This window comes from Lacticaseibacillus manihotivorans DSM 13343 = JCM 12514, from assembly GCF_001435035.1.
Taxonomy (GTDB): Bacteria; Bacillota; Bacilli; order Lactobacillales; family Lactobacillaceae; genus Lacticaseibacillus; species Lacticaseibacillus manihotivorans.
Genome location: NZ_AZEU01000112.1, coordinates 1 through 20,108, shown reverse-complemented (window position 1 = coordinate 20,108; position 20,108 = coordinate 1). Strand labels below are relative to the sequence as shown.

Below are 20,108 nucleotides of genomic sequence, written 5' to 3'. Positions count from 1 at the left end.
GGAGGATCTGAAATTCAAAGCTATTTGGCTTGCTTATACTTGCGCATCATTTCCGCCATATGAACTTCATGAACCAAGAATTCATGCGTGCGGCAGATGTAGTCGTGTTCGCGGCCGATTTTAGCGATATAGCCGTTGATGTAGTCGACTTCAGTGTTGCGGCCTTTGGAGAAATCTTGATACATAGAAGGATAATGATAAGGGTTGGCGACGCGTGAAACATAATCGACAGATTCAACTTCTTCTTGACGAGTTTCAACCAAGTGGATGCCGGCGCGTTCGCAAGCATCAAAAGATTCATTCATCAATTGTTCCGCCATATCTTTGGCGCCAGGATACTCGATGAATTGCCCCATGGTGATTTCAAACATCGTGCACAAGGTGTTGACCACGGCGTTGAAGACGACTTTAGACATCAAAGTCCCCATGAAGTTCTCGGTTAAAATCGGGCCTAAGCCGGCTTCTTTGAAGTCGTCAAACATTTGTTGGGTCATGGCGTCGGTTTTTTCCGTTTTATTGCATAAATGCATCACGCCGGTGCGCGGGGCGCCCATGAAGTCGACATCGCCAGGGCCATTCAAAACCGTGGCGATCATGGCTGTGCCGCCGACGATATGATCATCTGGGAAGTATTCAGAGATTTTATCGATGTGGCCCATCCCGTTCATCGCGGAGAAGGCATATTGATGCTCTTTAAACAATGGGGCGCAACGCTTCAAGACCTCGGCCAATTGCATTTGCTTGACGAAAATGATCCACACGTCCGGATCGCCGGTGTAATCTTCTGGGAAGGAAATATTGATCGGAACCATGTGCTTGTCTTTGTGGTCACGCGATACCCAAGTCCCTTTTTGCTCCTTAATGGTGTTAACGCTGGGTTCCCAAGTGTCGATGAAGTCGACCGGGTTGCCAGTACGTTCTTGAATCAAGACCCCATAGCGAAGGCCCATGGCGCCTGCGCCGATTACTGTATATTTTGTCATGATATGTACTTCCCTTCGTTTGGTTGCTTGTCTTTGAAAATAATGAGAAAAACGCGCCCAAAAGCATTCCTGCTAAAGGGCGCGTTTGCGCGGTACCACCTTCGTTTATTGCTCAATAGTCGACTAGTGGCGACCGCCCAGTATGCTCGAAACTAACTTTTACCAAAGGGATCGCACGTGTTTTCAGCAGCCACGCTTTCTAAGCCGTTCCCAGAAGCTCATCCTTAAGTTTCTCAACACATCTCATTATTTTCTAACCATTCTAACATAATACCGGGGACTTTTATTAAAGTCAACCTTTTTTCTAAAAAAGATGGCAAAAAAATTAGAACAGCCAAAATCTAATTGCTGTGACTTAAATTGACGCCAAATGCCTATGATGTCAGCAATCTGCTGAACACAACGCCATGAGCTTAGCTGACACCTGTGAGATAACATGACATGATTTCTGGACAGATGACCCAAAAGTCGTTAAGCTTTTAATAGATTGAAAATTTTTAGAAAGTGGTGTGTTATATGAAACGTAAGTGGCTTTGGTCCACCTTGTTCGCCGGTTTAATGGTTGTGTTAGGATTGTCGCTGTCATCTGAACCGGTTCACGCCGCGCAGAAGACTTATACCATCGGAACTGACGTCACTTTTGCGCCATTCGAATTCGCAGATAAGAACAATAAATATGTCGGCATCGATATCGATTTAATGAATGCTGTTGCCAAAACAGAAGGCTTTAAAGTCGACATCAAACCTTTAGGCTTTAACGCCGCCGTCCAGGCTTTGGAAGCAGGGCAAATCGACGGGGTCATCGCCGGGATGAGTATCACCCCTGAGCGCCAACAGAAATTCTTCATGAGCTCGCCTTATTATCAATCAGGGGTCGTCATGGCGGTTGCCAAAGGCTCTAAGATCCAATCGCTGTCCGGGTTACGTGGTAAGAAAGTCGCCGTTAAAACAGGGACTGCCAGTGCCGATTACGCCAACTCAGTGAAAAAGAAGTATGGATTTTCCGTGGTCACGTTTGATGATTCCAATAACGTGTACGACAACGTGAAAACCAATAACGCCCAAGCTTGTTTTGAAGACAAACCGGTGATGCAATATGCCATTGCCACCAGCTACAAAGGGTCCTTGGAACTCGCCAAGAACTTTAAGATGGCCAGCGCCAACAACTACGGGATCGCGGTGAAGTCTTCAGAAGCCAACACCTTAGGCAAAAAGATCAACGCCGGGATCAAAAAGCTTAAAGCAAATGGCCAATATGATGAGATCGTGGCCAAGTACTTAGGTAATGGTTCTGAAAAATCCCAAGCCAAGAAAACGGCTGCGATGCAAGAAACTGATCGTAGCTTTATCGGTTTGTTGAAGTCTAACTGGGGCACTTTGATGTCAGGGTTAGGTGAAACGCTTTGGTTGACCGTGGTCGGCATCGTCTTTGCCACAGTCATCGGGGTATTGATCGGCTTGCTGGGCGTCGTGCCAAACAAGTTTGCGCAAGGCTTATCGACGACCTTCATTTACATTTTCCGTGGGTTACCAATGATGGTTTTGGCCTTGTTCATTTACTCAGGCGTGCCAACGTTGATCGGGGCGAAGATCCCAGCCTTTATCGCCGGGGTCATTACCTTGACGTTAAACGAAGGGGCTTATACCGCCGCGTTTGTTAAAGGCGGGATCTCTGCTGTTGATGGCGGCCAAATGGAAGCCGCCCGCAGTTTAGGCTTACCATGGGGCAAGTCGATGCGCCGGGTCATTTTGCCACAAGGCGTGAAGATCATGATCCCAAGTTTCGTCAACCAATTCATTATTACGTTAAAAGATACCTCGATCCTGTCGGTCTTGGGTTTGTTGGAACTGACTCAAACTGGGAAGATCATTATTGCGCGGAACATGGAAGGCTTTAAGATCTGGGCGATGGTCGCATTGATCTACTTGATCATCATTACCTTGCTGACTTGGCTGTCCAACTGGGTTCAAAAGAAGGTGAATGCATAATGACAACACGTGTTGAAATGAAAAACGTCAACAAGTCTTATGGTGACAACCATGTCATTAAAGGCGTTGATTTAAAAGTTGAAGATAATGAAGTCGTTGTTTTGATCGGGCCATCTGGTGCCGGTAAAAGTACGGTTTTACGTATGATGAACGGCTTGGAAACCACGACTAGCGGCGAAATCTACGTCGATGGCCAAGACATTGCCCATGCTGGCAAAAACATCGATGCCATCCGCGAAAACATCGGCATGGTGTTCCAGCACTTTAACTTATTCCCGAATATGTCGGTGCTGGATAATGTCACGTTAGCCCCGATCGAATTGGGCAAAAAGTCCAAAGCTGAAGCGCAAGAAGAAGCCCGGACGTTCCTTGAAGTCGTGGGCTTGACCGATAAAGCCGATGCCATGCCTGCTAGTTTATCTGGCGGTCAAAAACAGCGGGTCGCCATTGCGCGCGCCTTGGCGATGCATCCAGACATCATGCTGTTTGACGAACCCACGTCAGCGCTTGATCCAGAAATGGTCGGCGATGTGTTGGGCGTTATGCGCCGCTTAGCCAAGCAAGGCATGACCATGGTGATCGTGACGCATGAAATGGGCTTTGCCAAAGAAGTCGCTGATCGCGTCGTATTCTTCGGTGATGGCAAGATTCTTGAAGCTGGTACGCCGACAGAGATCTTTGATCATCCACAACATCCACGCTTACAGACCTTCTTGAAGCAAGTGTTAGAAGCCTAAATCAAAAATGGATCGCGCAAATTGCGTGGTCCATTTTTTATGTCTCGCTTTCACTATTTTGAGCCGAAGCATCGCGGGTTATGATAAAAGTCAGTTTGGTAGCGGATGCAAATTGTGACATACTGGGGACAGCTGAACACTGCAAAGCATACTCGAACAGATGGTTTTTAAAGGTCGATAGTTATGAGGAGGTAGCTTTTTGGCAAATTATATTCAGCAGATTCGTCGTAAAGTTGGCCATATGCCGATTATTTTGACTTCGGCGTCTGGCGCCTTGCTTAACGACAATAACCAAGTCTTGTTACAAGAACGAACTGATACTGGCGACTGGGGTTTTCCAGGCGGCTATATGGAATACGGCGAGACATTCGCTCAGACGGTTGTGCGTGAATTTAAAGAAGATGCTGGCGTCATCGTGCGGCCGACTCAGCTGTTGCTGTTGTCTGATGATGTGCAATATACTTATCCGAATGGTGATGCAGTACAGCCAGTTAACTGTTTTTATTTAGTGGAATACGTTGAAGGTGAACTGTTAGATACCCAAACCGATGAGACGGTAGCACTCCATTATTTCGATATGGATCAGCCCCCGCGTTTTTTCAATCAACAACATGCTGCGATGTTTGCGGCAGTGCAGGCGTATCTGAATGGAAAGTAGCATCGTGGATTTAGCAAGATACAAAAAATCGAATCGCATTGGCGGTTCGATTCTTTGTATCTTGGGGTGTGATCTGTTTTACGCTTCACGCGGCTGACTAGGATCTGGTCGCGCATTTAAAGTACCATGTTGATAAACATCGATGTCTTGAATCGCCGTGGACACTCGTAGTGGTGGGCATCCAGCCAGTGATAATAAATGCTCCCAAGACCAATCTTGTTTCAAGATCTGCGCTTCCAGTGTCGTGAAGGCACAATCCAAGCGACAACAAGTGGTGCGTGGGCCTTGTGGCGTGCAGAGATAGCCAAACTGTGCGACCAACGGAGCAAGAGTTTGTAAATCGAGCCCTTGATAGTCGCAAGCGACAACCAACACATCGACATGTGCTCGTGGCAAGGTGGCGAAATAGCTCCATAGTCCACTGATCGGCCCGCGATTGACGACGGGATCGCGGCCGGTGACCACCGTGGCGCCAAGAGTGGCGACTGCTTGTTGAATCGCCGCACGGTTTGAGGTGTTACAGGCAACATAGACTTGCTGACATAATGCTTTTAATAATAAAACGGCATGCGCGACATTGCTGATGGCCGCCGAGTCAAAATGGGCTAATGCCTTGTCCTTTCCAAAGCGGCGGGAAGTCCCACCGGCTAATACTAATCCATCCATTGATACCCACGGCCATCCTTTCTCGCTTGCCACAATTCAATGTAGGCGTTTTCTCTATCATACCGCGAAAATTAGCGAGAGGAAACCGGTTTATTCAAAAGTTCACTAAGCGTCATCAATCACGACGTAACTCACTGTCAACGGGCCGTGTACGCCGACGATCAGCACCATTTCGATGTCTCCAGAGTTAGAAGGACCAGAGATAAAATTGATATTTGACGTTTGCAAAGTCCCATTTTGAAGGGCTTGACGATAAGCTTGCATCGCTTGATAACTGCGTGGCACGACATGGCTACGCGGGATGATCGATAGGTAATGCGTCGGCAGAAAATGAAACGCGCGCCCTTGTCCGCGAGTGGTGGCCACAGTTAAGGTGCCAGATTCCGCCAATAAATAATCCCCGACAGAAATCGCCGCATCAGCGTGGCTCGCTGCATCGAGATTTGTGGCCCGGCCAGCATTTGGTTGCCAAAATCTAGGCGTCGGGGATAGGTGGGCGAGCCATTGATCAAGCCCGTATTCACTGAGTCTAGGGTCGGTCGGCAACAAAATGTTTTGCGCGTTTTGCGCTTTTAACCAAGCGTTCAACACTTGCGGGAGCTTTTTTTGCGGAGTGACTTGAAAGTCGACTTGCAAATCAACACTCCTATTTTGCGCTAAGTCTAACAACTCCTCAGCGGATAAATCGCTGAGGGTGGTGGCAGGCAACGCATTGATTGGGGCAAAGGGATGATCGACTAACTGATGGCGCGCCCGTCCTGAGGCTTCAGCCAAATGATTTAAAAAGACTTCACGTTCAGTCATGTGATGCCTCCTGGTGGTGTTTGAACCAACTGCGGAAATTTTCTTTGTGCTTTGGCGGGCGAGGCAAGTCGCGACTATCGGTCCAGCCTTTGGCCATGCCTGGCGCATGAATAAAGTAGCCGTTGTGATTGCTGAAGTTCTCAACGGTTGGCGCGTCGTGTTTGACCATGGCACCAGACATCGCGTGGTCCACATCTAGCGCCATGCGAAACATCGGTGGTGTCCCAGTGGCCATGCCGATCCCGTGCATGACGGTGTTGTTGAAACTGTGATCGAGTTTTAAGCGGTCGTTCATCACCGCGCGATGTTTGATCAACAATTCATGTAGCAGAATTTTGACGGGACACGTTTCACTGCAAGCCCCGCACAAACTCGACGCAAAAGGCAAATCGCCGAATTGTTCATAGCCGCGCAACACTGGCGATAACACAGCGCCGATGGGACCTGGGTAGATCGAGCCGTACCCATGCCCGCCGATATGGCGATATACCGGGCATACGTTCAAGCAAGCGCCACAACGGATACATTGGAGGACCTGCTCGAATTGGCCGCCTAACGCGTTGCTACGGCCGTTGTCGAGGATCACCACATAGAAGTTCTCAGGGCCATCGATTTCATCAGGCATCGCGGGACCGCAAAACGTTGCATAGCTCGTCATGCGTTGGCCGACTGCTGAACGCGCCAGCATCGTGTCTAAAACGGCGGCTTCTTGCATGGTGGGGACGAGGCGTTCCATCCCCATGACGACGACTTGTGTTTTAGGGATAGCCATCACCAAGTCCGCATTGCCTTCATTGGTGACTAAATTGATCAAGCCATTTTCGGCAACGGCGAAGTTGCAACCGGTGATCCCCATGTCGGCTTCGAGAAATGACGCGCGTAAATATTTTCTGGCAAAGCGGGCCATTTCCTGTGGGTCATTGGAGCCGGTATAGCCGATTTTTTCAAAAATGGTTTGGATCTGGTCGCGATTTTTATGCAAGGTGGGAAACACAATGTGAGTGGGTTCATCAAAATCGTCTTCTTGCAAAATGAATTCAGCGAGGTCAGATTCAAGGAGCGTTCGATCAGGGAGTTCGAGGAGCTTTTGATCGAGGTCGATTTCAGTGGTGACCACCGATTTACTTTTGACGATATGATGGGCGTCGAGATCGACCGCAATTTTTTGAATATAAGCCGAGGCTTCTTCATCGGTGCTGGCAAAAAAGACATGCCCACCGCGCGCTTCAACGTTGTCGCCGAAGCGCTCCAAGTAATCTGGCAAGTAACGGATCACATGTTGGCGGATCTGTTCACCGAGTTCACGCCACTCTGGCCAATTGCCGAGGTCTTCACGCGAAGCCGTGCGCTTGTCCCATTGCGCATCTTGGGCTTTGGCGACGGCCCGCTGCATAAATTTGTCGGCTTCAGATTCTTTCAAGCGCGTGGTAAAAGGTTGATCAGATGTTTTGATCGGCATAAGTGCCACCTCCTGCAACCAAAGCGGCGTCAGTGTTATAAGTGATCCGCGCTGGGTCGACATTTGAATTCAAGACTTCGGCTAAGTGCATGATCTTGATTTTCTCACCGCGGCGATTGAAACGTCCCGCAATGTTCATCAAGCAAGCTTGGTCACAAGAAATCAACACTTCAGCTTCAGTTGATAACACTGAGTCAACTTTCTCATCGACCATTTGCCGCGAGATCTCTGGTTCTTTGACGGAAAACATTCCGCCGAACCCGCAGCAATTTTCGAGATGGGGCAAGGGGATCATGGTCAAGCCGTGGACGTGTTTGAGCAATTCAAACGGGGATGTGCGCTCACCGAGCAGCCGGGTCATATGACAAGAGCGGTGATAAGTGGCAGTGGCGTTGAGTTCAGCACCAGCATTTTCCACGTGCAAAACCCGGTACACGAACTGGGAGAACTCATATGTTTTATCGGTTAGGATCTGCGCTTTGTCAGCGTATTGCGGATCTAGCGCCAAGTGATGCGGGTATTCTTTGAGCATCGCCACACAAGAGCCTGCAGGGCCCACAATGTAGTCGGCGTCAACGGATAATAGCGCGTCGATTTCGTTATGCATGACTTTTTGGGTGTCTTTGATATACCCAGAATTATAAGTTGGCTGTCCGCAACAGATCTGCTTAACTGGCATGGCGGTGTCACAGCCGAAGCGTTCCAAGACTTCGACCATCGCGATGCCAACATTTGGGAATAACAGATCCATAATACAGGTTGAAAAAATTGCGACTTTCATGCTCGTCCCTCCTCGTGGATGCGCTCACATTATAGATGATGGCAAGCACTTGGGGGCAAGGTTTACGAATGTTGGGTCAAACTGGTAAATAAGAGGATATTCTTCGAAAATAGTCTTCTAAAAAACAGTCTTAATTTATCATACATTCTGCATGATATTGATGCTCTAATTATTGATATAAAGATAATATCTCTAAAAAATATTGACTTAGAATTTGAGAAGCTTTTCACTCTTTAAATGGCAGCCGATCGTAAAATGTCAATCACAAATTTTCACGCCATACAAAAAAATGCCGTTGATCGACTAGGATCAACAGCAGTTTCATTGCACTTATAATGCGGCGATAAACCGATCAAAAGCAGCAAGGCCTTCGTCGTTTTGTTTAAAGACGCCAGCATCTTCAAGTACCCGGGCAAAGACTTTACCAACTTCCTGACGCAGTTGTGCTTGGGCCGTGTCAGCGGTCCAAGTTTGCGTCGCTTTGAGCTCATCGGCCCAAGGCTTGTGCATGTCAGCGATGTGGTTAGGCTCATCCAGTAAGTACTTTTGCACTTCGGCGAGTTCCGTCAATAAGCGTGCTGGCAAAATCGCCAAGCCCATGACTTCGATCAAGCCGATGTTTTCTTTTTTGATGTGTTGCACATCTTGATGCGGATGGAAAATACCATCAGGATATTGTGCTGAGGTTTGGTTGTCGCGCAAGACCAGATCAAGTTGATAAGCATCCCCGACCCGCCGAGCAATTGGGGTGATGGTGTGATGTGGCGTACCATCTTCGGCGTGGGCTTTGACCGAAACTGATTCGTCTGAGTAATCCGCCCAAGTGGCGCGCACATGTTCAGCGGCTTGCGCTAAGGTGGTGCGGTCACTTGACGTCAAGCGAATCACGCTCATTGGCCAGTGCACGATGCCAGCCTCAACATCGTCAAAGCCGGGAATGGTGATGGCTTTTTGAATGCTGGCTTTAGCCATAGCAAAATCGTGGCGACCGCCTTGATAATGTTCATGGGCCAGCATCGAGCCGCCGACAATTGGCAAGTCAGCATTTGAGCCGACCATGTAATGTGGGAACATCGTGGTCAGATCCAACAAGTTGGTGAAAGTCTGGGCATTGATGTGCATCGGTTCATGCACCGCATCCAAGAAAATCGCATGCTCATTGAAGTATGCATAAGGTGAATATTGGAAGCCCCAAGTCTTGCCGGCTAAGCCAAAGCGGATGATGCGATGGTTGGCGCGAGCAGGGTAGTCCAAACGGCCGGCATAGCCTTCATTTTCCATGCATAACTGGCAAGCTGGATAACCAGACTTGGCCGCATGGGCGGCAGCAGCGATGGCTTTAGGATCTTTTTCAGGCTTGGATAAGTTGATGGTGATCTCTAAATTGCCATATTCTGTCGGCGTGGTGTAGCCGATGTTTTTGGCGATGGCGCGGGTTTGGATATAGTTGTTTGCCCGTGATAATTGGAAGAACCAGTCCGTTGCCGCCTTAGGTGAGGTTTGATACTCATCCCAAAACTTCGCATTGGCCTCAGAAGGCGTTGGGGTGCCCAGTGCCATCAGTTCCGCTTCTAAGATCTGCTTGGCTGGGCCTAAGTCGTCGACAGCACCATTTTCAACGGCACCGGCCACTAAGGCATCCAAGTTATCTAAAGGATCTGCTTGCGCTGGAATGGATTGCGTGGCATCCCCAACGAGGTTGCGCACCCGATTGATCAAATAGACGCGATCCATGGGGGTGAGGGCGGGATTTAATTGTAAGCAGTAGTTCACGTGAGCTTCGATAGCATTCATATTACTTATCTCCAAAACCTTCTGGATGGGTTTGATGCCAGTTCCAAGCCGTGGCAATGACTTGTTCGACATCATCAAACTTCGGCTTCCAGCCTAAAATGGTGCGGGCTTTGTCACTTGCGGCGATCAAAGTAGAAGGATCGCCTGGGCGACGAGGGCCGATTTTGGCAGGAATGGGTTGGCCAGTAACTTTGCGAGCTGCGTTTAAGATCTCTAAGTTAGAGAACCCAGTCGCAGATCCTAAGTTAAAGGCGTTGGAGTCGTTGCCTTCAGACAGATACTTCATCGCTAAGATATGCGCATCAGCCAAGTCAACAACATGAACATAGTCGCGGACATTGGTACCGTCTTTGGTTGGGTAGTCGTCGCCGAAGATCTGCAAGCCATCGCGAGTCCCAGCAGCGGCTTGTAAAATAATTGGGATCAAGTGCGTTTCTGGATGGTGATCTTCACCGATAGAGCCATCAGGCATCGCGCCGGCCACGTTGAAGTAGCGTAAAGCCACGAATTTGATGCCGTAAGCGACGTCAGCCCATTTGATGATTTTTTCCATGGCCAGCTTGGATTCACCATAAGGGTTGGTTGGTACTTGAGGGTCATCTTCATGAATTGGCACTTGCTTAGGTTCGCCGTAAGTGGCGGCCGTTGAGGAGAAGACGATTTTCTTGATGCCGAATTGGTTCATCGCTTCCAGCAAGGTGATCATGCCGCTAGTGTTGTTGTCGAAGTACTTCAACGGATCCTTCATCGATTCTGGCACGATGGAGAAGGCGGCAAAGTGAATCACACCGTCAATTTTTTCCTTGGAGAACACTTGGCTCAAGAAGTGGTAATCGCGGATATCGCCTTGATAAAAACGAGCCTTGGGATCAACCGCACGTTTGTGACCAGTGATCAAGTTATCCAAAACCACAACATCTTGACCGGCTTTCACCAGTTGCGCAACCGTATGCGAACCGATGTAGCCCGCGCCACCTAAAACAGCAATTGTCATGTAATAATCTTCCTTTCAACTAACGAGTTCCACGTGAAACAACGAGTGATTATAAAGCCTTAGGACCGTCAGCGATTTCTGCGACATAAAAATCTGCGGCATAGCCGATGGTCTTTTCGTATTCGGCGCCAACCGCTGCTTTAACAGCTTCAACCGCATCTTTGTTGACAATAGCGATCGCGCAACCGCCAAAGCCGGCACCAGTCATCCGGGCACCTAAGACACCAGGTTGTTGTAAAGCGGTTTGGACTAACGTGTCGAGTTCCTTGCCAGTGACTTCATAATCATAAGCCAAGGATACCCCAGAAGCGGAAACCAAGCGAGAAAAGGCGTCAAGTTCGCCAGCCTTTAAAGCAGTGACAGCTTGCAGCGTGCGTTGGTTTTCCAAAACCGCGTGACGGGCGCGACGGATCAAAGTAGCATCGTAGATCAAGTAGCTGTATTGATCGAAAGTTTCGGCGTCTAAGTCGCCCAAGGACTTAATGTCAAGTTTGGTTTGTAAGCGGGCAAGGGCTTCTTCACATTCTGCGCGGCGTTCGTTGTACTTGGAATCAGCTAATTCCCGGCGCTTGTTGGTGTTCATGATCAAAATGACATTGTCGCCAAGGGCAACCGGAACAGATTCATATTCCAAGGTGTTGGTGTCCATAAAGGTTGCCCGGTCTGCTTTACCCATGCCGATAGCGAATTGATCCATGATCCCAGAGTTGACGCCGATGTAGTTGTTTTCCACTTTTTGGCCAAACTTGATCAAGTCGAGCATTTCAAAGCCTGCATCAAAAGCAGTGTTCAAAATCGTCCCGGCCAATAATTCCAATGAAGCGGAAGAAGATAAGCCCGCACCGTTTGGCAAGTTCCCATAAATGTAAACATCCAAGCCGTGGGTGAACTTTGCGCCATTAGCTTCAAGCACTTGGGCCATGCCTTTGAAGTAGTCGCTCCACTTGTTGTCTTTGGCAGAATTAAGTTGGTCTAAGGCGATGGTGATGACACCGTTTTGTTCAAAGTTGCCGGAGATCAGGCGCAAGGCATTTTGATCGTTGTCACCAACTGCGGCGTAAGTCCCCAGTGAAATCGCACATGGGAAAACGTGGCCGCCATTGTAGTCAGTATGTTCGCCGATCAAGTTGATCCGACCAGGGGCGAAGTAATAGTTGGCAGGGGCAGTGTTGAATGCTTTCGTGAAGCCTTGAGCCAATTGAGTCTTATCCATGAGATATTCTCCTCTATATAGTAGTTTTTTTAGATTAGCTTTGACGTAATTGTAAAGTGCTGGAAATGGTCAGTTTCAATGGTTGCGTATAAGTACCGTTGCGAATGTCAGTTAACAGATGCACCGCGGCTTGTCCAAGTTCGGCAGTCGGGACATGCACGGTCGATAAGGCTGGGGTCAAAAAGCGGCCAACCGCTAAATCGTTAAATCCGATCACGCGCACTTGTTCAGGAACGCTGACACCATGTTCTTGTAAGGCTTTGATCGCGCCGATCGCCATGGTGTCTGAAGCAACAAACCATGCAGTTGGCCGTTTGGCTTCAGGCATATCATCCAAGGCTTTGGTCATGGTTTGATAGCCAGATTCGGTGGTGAACTTACCGGTGATGATTTGCGGTTGATGCCCACCAGCGGCGACCACGGCACTGGAAAACAGTGCTGGGCGTAGATCCGTTAAGGCAACATGATCAGTCGTGGCTTCTTTGCCGGCTAACATGCCAATTTTGGAGTGGCCTTCAGCTAAGAAATATTGCGCAATGGCAGCCAGTGGTGATTGAAAATCAGGCACCACGCACGCGACGTCTGCCCCAAGTACATCTTGATCGATCACCACAAGTGGTAATTTCTTGGCTTTAAACGCTTTTAATTGGGCTGGGGAATATTTGCCGATGGCAATCATGCCGATCAAATCGTTGGTTTCAGGAAAATCATCACCAGGAAAGACCCGGACGAGATCAAAGCCATCTTGGCTCAGTTGGTTTTCAACGCCCCAACGAATTGCCCGATAATATAAATCACCAGTTTCATCGGCTTCGGTATACCAAGGCATCACCGCGACGGTCCCACCAGATTGTGGTTGCGCACGTTGGTGCTTGGTATAATTCAAGGCTTCTGCAGCGGCAAAAATGCGTTGGCGGGTATCGGTGGCCACAGATAATGTGGTATCGCCGTTCAACACGCGAGAAACTGTCCCCACTGCGACGCCAGCTTGTTTGGCAATATCTTTTAATGTTGCGATAAGCACACCCCCTCCTTAGACTAGAATCATGTTTTTGCAAGTGCTTACTTGAGCTCAAAAACAGTGTATCACATCCTCAAGTAAAATTTAACCTGTTTTTGGTAAAAGTTTTACTTTTTCGCTTTTAGTTGTAGAACTTGAGAGGGTCACACTATCTAAATGGCAGCCAAAGTCAAATTGTCAATCAACAAATCGCCGATGTTGGCGTTATGGTGTGCTGAACAAATTTTATGAAGAACGTTTATAATTCGTAGTCTTTACACGGTTCCGTAGTGGTGTTAAGCTTGGGGAGAATTCTAGGAGGAGTGAGTGGCTTAGCGCAGGTCACCCGTACCACTTCGCGACGGGCGGAAGAGCCCGCTAAACTGTGAAGACTATCCCGCAGTAGGCTGGGCTTAACTGTCGAGTTCTGCTGGATCTTCAGTCCCAAAATGCCGGCATAGAAGGGTCCCCTTTGGTGGACTCAATCCAAGTTACCGCCGGGAGTAGTGACCTCATGGTGACATGAGAAGCAAGGCGACGTCTGTGTGCGAAAGGCTAATGCATTGCTGATTAGCGCCTAACGCGGTTGAGGGTTAAGATCCCAAGGCCCGCAGCAACGCCCTTGATATTGATTTGAACTGCATGAAGGTAATCAAATAGGCGTACAGCCACCGGTCCACGAAATGGGTAACTGTTTCGTGGATTTGTTGTGCCTTAAAGCCTTTCAAAGCAAAAAAGTGAGCCGAAGAATTTTTCGACTCACAATCATGGATTATTTAATGACGACTTTTGTACCACCTGGAACATGTTCATTAATCCATTTGGCATCAGGAATACTTAAACGGACGCAGCCGTGAGAACTGGGCTTTTTACCTAAGTAAACTGCTTCTGAGGTGATGTACTTGCCGTTTTCATCGGTTGGCACGGTGTGGAATAAGTAGGTGTTGCCTTTGAAGCTGGTCCAGTAATTGGCGCCCATTTTTTCCGTCGGGTTGTAGAAGTTGGCACCGCGATCGATGATATGAAAGGTGCCGTGTGGCGTCGAATCATTGATCCCAGTAGAACAATACATGGTGTATACTAATTGATCTTTTTGCGTGATATAAACGCGTTGTTTGGCCAAGTCAACCGTTAGAACAACGGGGTCTTCTGTTGTAACGGTCGGATAAGCCTTTGTTTGTGAGGGTTTGGTCCAGTCGACCGTTTTGCTGACGGTTTTTTTTGACGATGATGTCGCCGATGAGGCTTTCGAACTGTTGACAGTGGCCGTTTTTTGTTTTTGACTGGTAGATTGTGGGCGACTTTGGGCGTTGGGATGTTGCGCAAACCAAACGCCGAAGCCAATCAACACCAAACAACCAAGCGCGATGAACAGGTTGCGCCAAGAATGCGTGATCGCATAGGTTTTTGCTCCTTTAATGATAGTAATTCCATGCTACCATGCGCAGTGGTCCCTTGCAAAGACGGAAAATCTGGGTTCAAAGCGAACTTGCCTTACAGCCGCATGAAAAAAGCGACCCGCCACGCGAATCGCTTCTTATTACTTATTTAATCATCGATTTCTGGCGCGTGGCCGCGTTGGGCGGACAGCATCCAGATGCGTTTTTCAATATCAGTGTGGAACCCAGTCAAAATATCTTGCGTCGAGTCGTCGCCTTCTTGACCTGCTGTGTCGATGCCTTCTTGGTAAACTTTTTGCAAGTGGCGATAGCCGGCAATTAAACGAGCGAAGCGTTCATCGATCGTGGCATCATAAGAGCCTGGGATCGATTGAATGCCTGAGTGTTCTGCGAATTCTTCCAGCGTCGAATAGGGGGCGCCGTCGATGACGATCAAGCGTTCTGCGACCACGTCTAGCTGATCGTTGATTTCATCTTGATACTCATCCATCAGCGGATGCAGGAATAAGAATTCCGGCCCGCGCATGTACCAGTGCGTTTGGTGAATCACCGCAGCCATTTGACTGAGGTCGGCCACCAGTTGGTTCAAAACAGTTTTGGTCTGAGGATATTGCATAAAAACCCTCCTTTGCCTAAAAGGCGATCCAAAGCGGCTAACAACATTCATTATAACAAGGGGCTGAAGGGGTTGGCAAAGTTTAAGCCGCTTGGTAGACTGATGACAAGGAAGTGACTCAAATGTCTGACTTACGGACCCGCCGTACGCTATTTGCCATCGATCGCACCTTTTTTAACTTATTAAAGACACACGATTTTACTGATTTGAATGTGTCGTTGATTTGTGCGGAAACGCATATCACGCGGTCAACGTTTTACCAATATTATTTGGATCTCGATGATTGGTTAGAGCGGATCGTCGGCCGTTACGCTTTGGAAGCCCAAAGTCTGATTTCATGTGCAGATCAAGCCTCAGCAGCCGATTTGTCAGCGTTAGTGGCGAAATTTCAAGAAAATCATGATGCCGTGTTGATGCTGTTTAAGATTCATCATCCAGCAGGGGACTTGCAGGCTGAATTGGTGAAGTTATTTGCGACGGCGTTTGCGCCATTAGTCCAACAGGATGATTATTTGGCCCAGTTATATGCGCAAGCGGCAGTCGTCAGTGTGAGCTGGCAATTACAACATCCCAAAGATTTACGCCAGCAACCTTTAACGTCAGTGGTGCAAGCCTTATGTGATCAAGCCTAAATCAAAAATCGACCTCACGTCATGAACGTGAAGTCGATTTTTTTCTATTGTAAGGCGCGCAACAAAGCGACCATATAATAAGTACCGGTTTGATAATCTTTGACGCGCAAGCTTTCGTTTGGCGCATGCGCCCCTGAACCATAATAGCCGCAGCCAACGGATACGATCGGCACATTCAAGCTGTTGGCAACTGGGGCTTGCGGGCCGCCACCAGCAGAGTTGGGCACAACATTGACATTGTCGTCACCATAAACTGCTTTGGCGACATCGGTGACTGTTTGGTAAACCTTTGAATCGAGATCTGAACGAAACGGATCTTCGCCAAGATTGAAGGTCATTTCCACATCGCTGAAGCCATTTTTGTCGAGCTGCTTGCGGATCAGGTCAAAACAAGCTTTTGGGGTTTGACCTTGGGCTAAGCGGCAATCGAGCTTGGCGGTGGCGACTTTAGGGATAACAGTTTTAACGCCGGAGCCATTGTAGCCGGCATTAAAGCCATTGACTGTTAGCGAAGGTTCATTGACGCTGGCAAGTTTGGGATCATCACGTAAGAATGGGGTGCGCAAGCCGGCACGTTGTTTGAATCCTTCAGCGTCAAAATCCATTTTGGCAACAGCTTGTTTGGTGCTATCACTCATCGGCGCCACCAAATCATAATAGCCATCAACGGCGAGTTTGCGATCAGGGGTGCGCAAAGAAGTCAACGCATCCATCAAGCGCCAAGCGGCATTATCAGCATATGCCCCAAGCGAAGAGTGCAAATCGACATCGGCAGTTTGCACTTTCAAATCAAAGGCCAAGATCCCTTTGACGCCACCGGATACGTTGAAGTGTTCTTGCTCATTGACGCTGCCGCCTTCCCACACGCACAAGTCGCTGGCGAGTTCAGCTTTGTGAGCATCGACATATTGTTCAAAATGCGTCGATCCGACTTCTTCTTCGCCTTCAACCATGAACTTGACGTGGCAAGGCAAGCCGCCGTGATCTTGCAAATACTGCAAGGCAGTCAAGCGTGACATCAATTCGCCTTTGTCATCGCTGATTCCGCGGGCTCGCACTGTCCCATCAGGCAAAAAGGTCGGTTCAAATGGATCGGTGTGCCATTCATCTAATGGTTCTGGTGGTTGTACGTCGTAGTGGTTGTAAAACAAAACGGTACGCTCACTTTGGCCATCAAATTCAGCAAATACCATCGGGCTACCACCGAATTCGTGCCATTGGGCTGTTTGTTTGGCACCTAGGGTTTGAAATTTTTGTTGAAGCCAATCGGCAGTTTCTTCGATATGTTGATGCTTGGCAGAGACACTGGCCAAACGTACATAAGGCGCCAGTTGGTCAAAATATTCTTTAGCAAATGCTTCGACTTTTTGTTGTTCACTCATCATGTTGTCCTCCTATTTTAAATCCACGCCACGCCAGCCAGGTTCACCACCAGCAGCATTGTTGATGACGCCAGTGAGTTTAGGATTGCGCATGTAGTTGGTGGCATTTTGGTATAACGGGATGACGCCTTGGGCCTTCATTAACAGTTTTTCGGCTTTGACCATAGCATCCCAGCGGGTTTGCATGTTCGCAGTGGTGTTGGCCGTCTTCATCAGGCTATCGTATTCGCTGCTGCTCCAACCGCCGAAGTTATAAGAATTACCAGTAGTCATCATGTCCAAGAAGGTGGTTGGATCGTAATCTGCACTCCAGCTGGTCAAGATCACATCAAAGTCGCTACCTAACAATTTCTTGACGCGAGTGGTCTTTGGCACTTTTTGCAAGGTGACATGGCAGCCTTTGAGATTTTGAGACCAAGTTTGTTGTAAGTATTGCGAGATGGTATCCCAGGAATCGTCCTCATCAACGGTGAAGGTGAAGGAAAGGCTGGAGACGCCGAGTTGCTTCAACCCTTTGGCCCAGTATTCTTTGGCGAGCTTCAAGTTGTAAGCCACGCCACTGTCAGCGGTGTTTTTCACGTAAGCATCTTTAGCAAAATCACTGCCATCTTTAGGGCTCTTGCCGAGGTTACGGGAGACGAAGCCTAAAGCAGATTCGGAACCATCAGCGGCAGTTTTTTGCGTGTAAGTGTCGCGGTCGACAGATAAGGACAAGGCCTTGCGGATATAAATATTGTTGAAGGCTTTCTTCAGTAAGGCCGAGCTTGGGGATTTTTCATTGGTGACGACATAAGTACCGATGCCAGATAAGACTTGTTTGAAGGCTTTGTCATTTTTTTGTTGTTTGACTTGAGTGCCTGAGATCTCGGTTTGATCGAGCTTGCCGGATTTATACAAGGTCAAGCCGGTAGTCGTGGTTTTCACGACTTGGTAGTTCACATTGTTTAAATGGATGTTGTTTTTGTTCCAGTAGTGGTTGTTTTTGACCAAAGTCCAGGTGTCATTGGTCCCGTTCCAACTTTTGACGGTGTACGGACCGTCGTAGGACATTTTCTTGGCGTTGGTGCCATAAGCCTTGCCATACTTTTCAACCGCACTTTGTTCTTGAGGGAGAAATTCAGCGTTAGACATTAAGGTTAAGAAGGTCGCCATTGGATGTTCGAGTTTGACGGTAAACTGATATTTACCTTGTGCCGATACGCCTAAGGTTTCAGGCTTTTTCTTGCCAGCCATCACGGCGTCGGCATTGACGATGCCAGAATAACGATAGCCATTGACGGACTTGGTGGCAGGATCAACCGTACGTCGCCACCCATAAACAAAATCTTGGGCTGTCACAGGCTTGCCGTCATTCCAATTGGCATCATGACGTAACGTGAAGGTATAAGTTAAGCCGTCTTTTGATTCCGTCCATTTGGTGGCGAGACCAGGGACTTTTTTATTGTTTTTCCCGACTGTGAGTAAGCCTTCTTCAACGTTATTGAGCACTTCACCACTGGTGGTATCACTAGCTTGCGTTGGGTCGAGGGTCATCAATTGACTAGGAATGGACACGGTGATATTTTTGGACGTTGCCGCGTCAGCGTTTTTGCTACCGCAAGCGGCTAATAATAACAGTGAGGCAAGTGCAGTACTGGTTAACCCTAACTTAAAGGGCCGGCTCTTTGTAAGTTGATTCACGGATTGTTTCATTTTCATTCCTCCATTAGGCGATCAGATTAAAACATGCGTTGGCCGTGCAAGTAGACTTGTTTGTCCGCTTGCCGGAAGTTGTTGACATCTTCAAGTAGATTGCCTTTTAAGACCAAGAAATCAGCGTATTTGCCAGTTTGCAAGCTGCCGTATTCATCCGCAACGCCGAGTAAGTCAGCGGCATTTTTGGTTGCGGCGTAAAGGACTTGTTGTACCGGCATCCCGACTTTGTTGACCAGCAAGTTCAATTCATCAAAATAGCCAGTTTCAAAATCGTTGAATGGCGTCCCAGCGTCAGTCCCAGTGGCAAAAGGCACCCCAGCTTTAACCGCCATTTTCATATTCTTAAAGAAGGCTTGGGCGAAGTCGCTGGCTTTTTTCACCATGTAATCTGGGATTTGCCCTTGGCCATAATCGACGATACCTTGCACCGCGTTGAGCGTTGGCACCAGATAAACCTTGTGTTCCTTCATGTATTCCGCTTCGGCTTCATCCAAGAAGATCCCGTGTTCGATGGAATCAACGCCAGCTTTCAACGCTAAGCCGATGCCTTCAGTACCTTGCGCGTGGGCCGCGACTTTGCCGCGACGGGCATGGGCTTCGCGAGTGGCGACGGCCATTTCCTCTAAGGTGAATTCAGCGTCTAGTGGAGAATCTGCGACCGACATCACACCGCCAGTGGCCATTAACTTGATGACATCAGCACCATGTTTGAAGCCGAGGCGAACGGCGTGGCGCATTTCATCAGGGGAGTCAACGACATAAGATTCATCTTCGGTGTGATCAGGACTATCACCATGGCCGCCAGTGGCACTCATCGCACGACCGGAAGCGACGACGTGAGGGGCTTTAAAGCCGTAAACGGGTTGGGCATCGCGCAGTTTGATATCCACATCGTAATGCGAGGACAAGTTGCGAACGTAGGTGACGCCTGATTTCAACAAGTCTTGTAAGTTCTGCAAGCCCAACAAGGTGACTTCAGTTTCACTGCGTTTGCCTGCCGCGAGTTGATGGGCATTTGAGCCGAGATGCACGTGGCAGTTCATGAAGCCTGGCGTCACATATTGATCATGCAAGTCAACTTGTTGATCGCTAGCAGGGGCATCGCCAGTGCCAGTGGCGGTCAATTTACCAGATTCATCATCTACCGTGAACCAGGAGTTCGCCGTGAAGCCATCATGTAAGCCATCGAATAATTGCGCGTTGAAATAAGTGGTTTGAGTCATAAAAAGTTCCTCACTTTCGAATTTTGGGTCTTTGATTTACAATTTAAGTGCAAGATGATAAGTGCAAGAAAAAGGACTCATA

Annotated in this window: 17 protein-coding genes and 1 pseudogene; 4 read left to right on the top strand and 14 right to left on the bottom strand. The window is 48.4% G+C overall.

What is annotated here, in order from left to right; genetic code table 11:
• Positions 1-20: 20 nt before the first annotated feature.
• Positions 21-983, bottom strand: coding sequence for a ketopantoate reductase family protein (locus FD01_RS06000; protein WP_056963199.1), 963 nt, complete (start codon positions 981-983; stop codon positions 21-23).
• A 609-nt stretch (positions 984-1,592) separates the two neighbouring features.
• Here FD01_RS06000 and FD01_RS05995 point away from each other — a divergent pair.
• The 3 genes and pseudogenes from FD01_RS05995 to FD01_RS05985 form a co-directional block, all read left to right on the top strand.
• Positions 1,593-2,972, top strand: a pseudogene (locus FD01_RS05995) (ABC transporter substrate-binding protein/permease); the annotation flags it as partial.
• Positions 2,969-3,709: an amino acid ABC transporter ATP-binding protein gene (locus tag FD01_RS05990; RefSeq protein WP_152164864.1), complete on the top strand. Its 741-nt coding sequence runs from the start codon at positions 2,969-2,971 to the stop codon at positions 3,707-3,709. The pseudogene FD01_RS05995 and the gene FD01_RS05990, both read left to right, overlap by 4 nt.
• Before the next feature lie 241 nt (positions 3,710-3,950).
• Positions 3,951-4,367 (top strand): NUDIX hydrolase, encoded by a 417-nt coding sequence (locus FD01_RS05985; protein ID WP_054715965.1) that lies wholly within the window; start codon positions 3,951-3,953, stop codon positions 4,365-4,367.
• A gap of 78 nt (positions 4,368-4,445) precedes the next feature.
• Here FD01_RS05985 and FD01_RS05980 read toward each other — a convergent pair whose 3' ends face one another.
• The 10 genes from FD01_RS05980 to FD01_RS05935 form a co-directional block, all read right to left on the bottom strand.
• Positions 4,446-5,033 carry an NTP transferase domain-containing protein gene (locus FD01_RS05980; RefSeq protein WP_056963195.1) on the bottom strand — a complete coding sequence of 196 codons (588 nt, stop codon included), beginning with the start codon at positions 5,031-5,033 and terminating at the stop codon, positions 4,446-4,448.
• A 105-nt stretch (positions 5,034-5,138) separates the two neighbouring features.
• A complete protein-coding gene (locus tag FD01_RS05975; protein ID WP_054715943.1) occupies positions 5,139-5,837 on the bottom strand; it encodes a LutC/YkgG family protein in 699 nt (232 codons plus the stop codon).
• Positions 5,830-7,296: a LutB/LldF family L-lactate oxidation iron-sulfur protein gene (locus FD01_RS05970; RefSeq protein ID WP_056963193.1), complete on the bottom strand. Its 1,467-nt coding sequence runs from the start codon at positions 7,294-7,296 to the stop codon at positions 5,830-5,832. Before FD01_RS05970 ends, FD01_RS05975 begins: the two co-directional genes overlap by 8 nt.
• Positions 7,277-8,077: a (Fe-S)-binding protein gene (locus FD01_RS05965; protein WP_056963191.1), complete on the bottom strand. Its 801-nt coding sequence runs from the start codon at positions 8,075-8,077 to the stop codon at positions 7,277-7,279. The genes FD01_RS05970 and FD01_RS05965 overlap by 20 nt, the downstream gene beginning before the upstream one ends.
• 330 nt (positions 8,078-8,407) lie before the next feature.
• On the bottom strand, positions 8,408-9,871 hold the full coding sequence (locus FD01_RS05960; RefSeq protein WP_056963188.1) for a UDP-glucose--hexose-1-phosphate uridylyltransferase: 1,464 nt from the start codon (positions 9,869-9,871) through the stop codon (positions 8,408-8,410).
• A gap of 1 nt (position 9,872) precedes the next feature.
• Entirely contained in the window at positions 9,873-10,865 is a 993-nt protein-coding gene (gene galE / locus FD01_RS05955) for a UDP-glucose 4-epimerase GalE (RefSeq protein ID WP_054715951.1), read from the bottom strand.
• Positions 10,866-10,914: 49 nt separating this feature from the next.
• Positions 10,915-12,078 (bottom strand): galactokinase, encoded by a 1,164-nt coding sequence (locus tag FD01_RS05950; protein WP_056963186.1) that lies wholly within the window; start codon positions 12,076-12,078, stop codon positions 10,915-10,917.
• A gap of 34 nt (positions 12,079-12,112) precedes the next feature.
• Positions 12,113-13,102, bottom strand: a complete 990-nt coding sequence (locus FD01_RS05945; RefSeq protein ID WP_082611713.1) for a LacI family DNA-binding transcriptional regulator — start codon at positions 13,100-13,102, stop codon at positions 12,113-12,115.
• 748 nt (positions 13,103-13,850) lie between these two features.
• Complete coding sequence (locus FD01_RS05940; RefSeq protein WP_225436199.1) at positions 13,851-14,429, bottom strand: L,D-transpeptidase; 579 nt, start codon at positions 14,427-14,429, stop codon at positions 13,851-13,853.
• 197 nt (positions 14,430-14,626) lie between these two features.
• Entirely contained in the window at positions 14,627-15,094 is a 468-nt protein-coding gene (locus FD01_RS05935) for a Dps family protein (protein WP_056963182.1), read from the bottom strand.
• Positions 15,095-15,216: 122 nt separating this feature from the next.
• Here FD01_RS05935 and FD01_RS05930 point away from each other — a divergent pair, with 122 nt between their 5' ends.
• On the top strand, positions 15,217-15,726 hold the full coding sequence (locus tag FD01_RS05930) for a hypothetical protein (RefSeq protein WP_056963180.1): 510 nt from the start codon (positions 15,217-15,219) through the stop codon (positions 15,724-15,726).
• A 44-nt stretch (positions 15,727-15,770) separates the two neighbouring features.
• Here the strand turns inward: FD01_RS05930 and FD01_RS05925 are convergent, their stop codons facing one another.
• From FD01_RS05925 to FD01_RS05915, 3 genes are read right to left on the bottom strand one after another with little or no spacing between them, the layout of a single operon-like run.
• Positions 15,771-17,108 (bottom strand): M20/M25/M40 family metallo-hydrolase, encoded by a 1,338-nt coding sequence (locus tag FD01_RS05925; protein WP_056963178.1) that lies wholly within the window; start codon positions 17,106-17,108, stop codon positions 15,771-15,773.
• Between the two features lie 12 nt (positions 17,109-17,120).
• Positions 17,121-18,800, bottom strand: coding sequence for a peptide ABC transporter substrate-binding protein (locus FD01_RS05920; RefSeq protein ID WP_162257344.1), 1,680 nt, complete (start codon positions 18,798-18,800; stop codon positions 17,121-17,123).
• A 26-nt stretch (positions 18,801-18,826) separates the two neighbouring features.
• Positions 18,827-20,026, bottom strand: coding sequence for a metal-dependent hydrolase family protein (locus tag FD01_RS05915; RefSeq protein ID WP_056963176.1), 1,200 nt, complete (start codon positions 20,024-20,026; stop codon positions 18,827-18,829).
• Between the last annotated feature and the right edge of the window lie 82 nt (positions 20,027-20,108).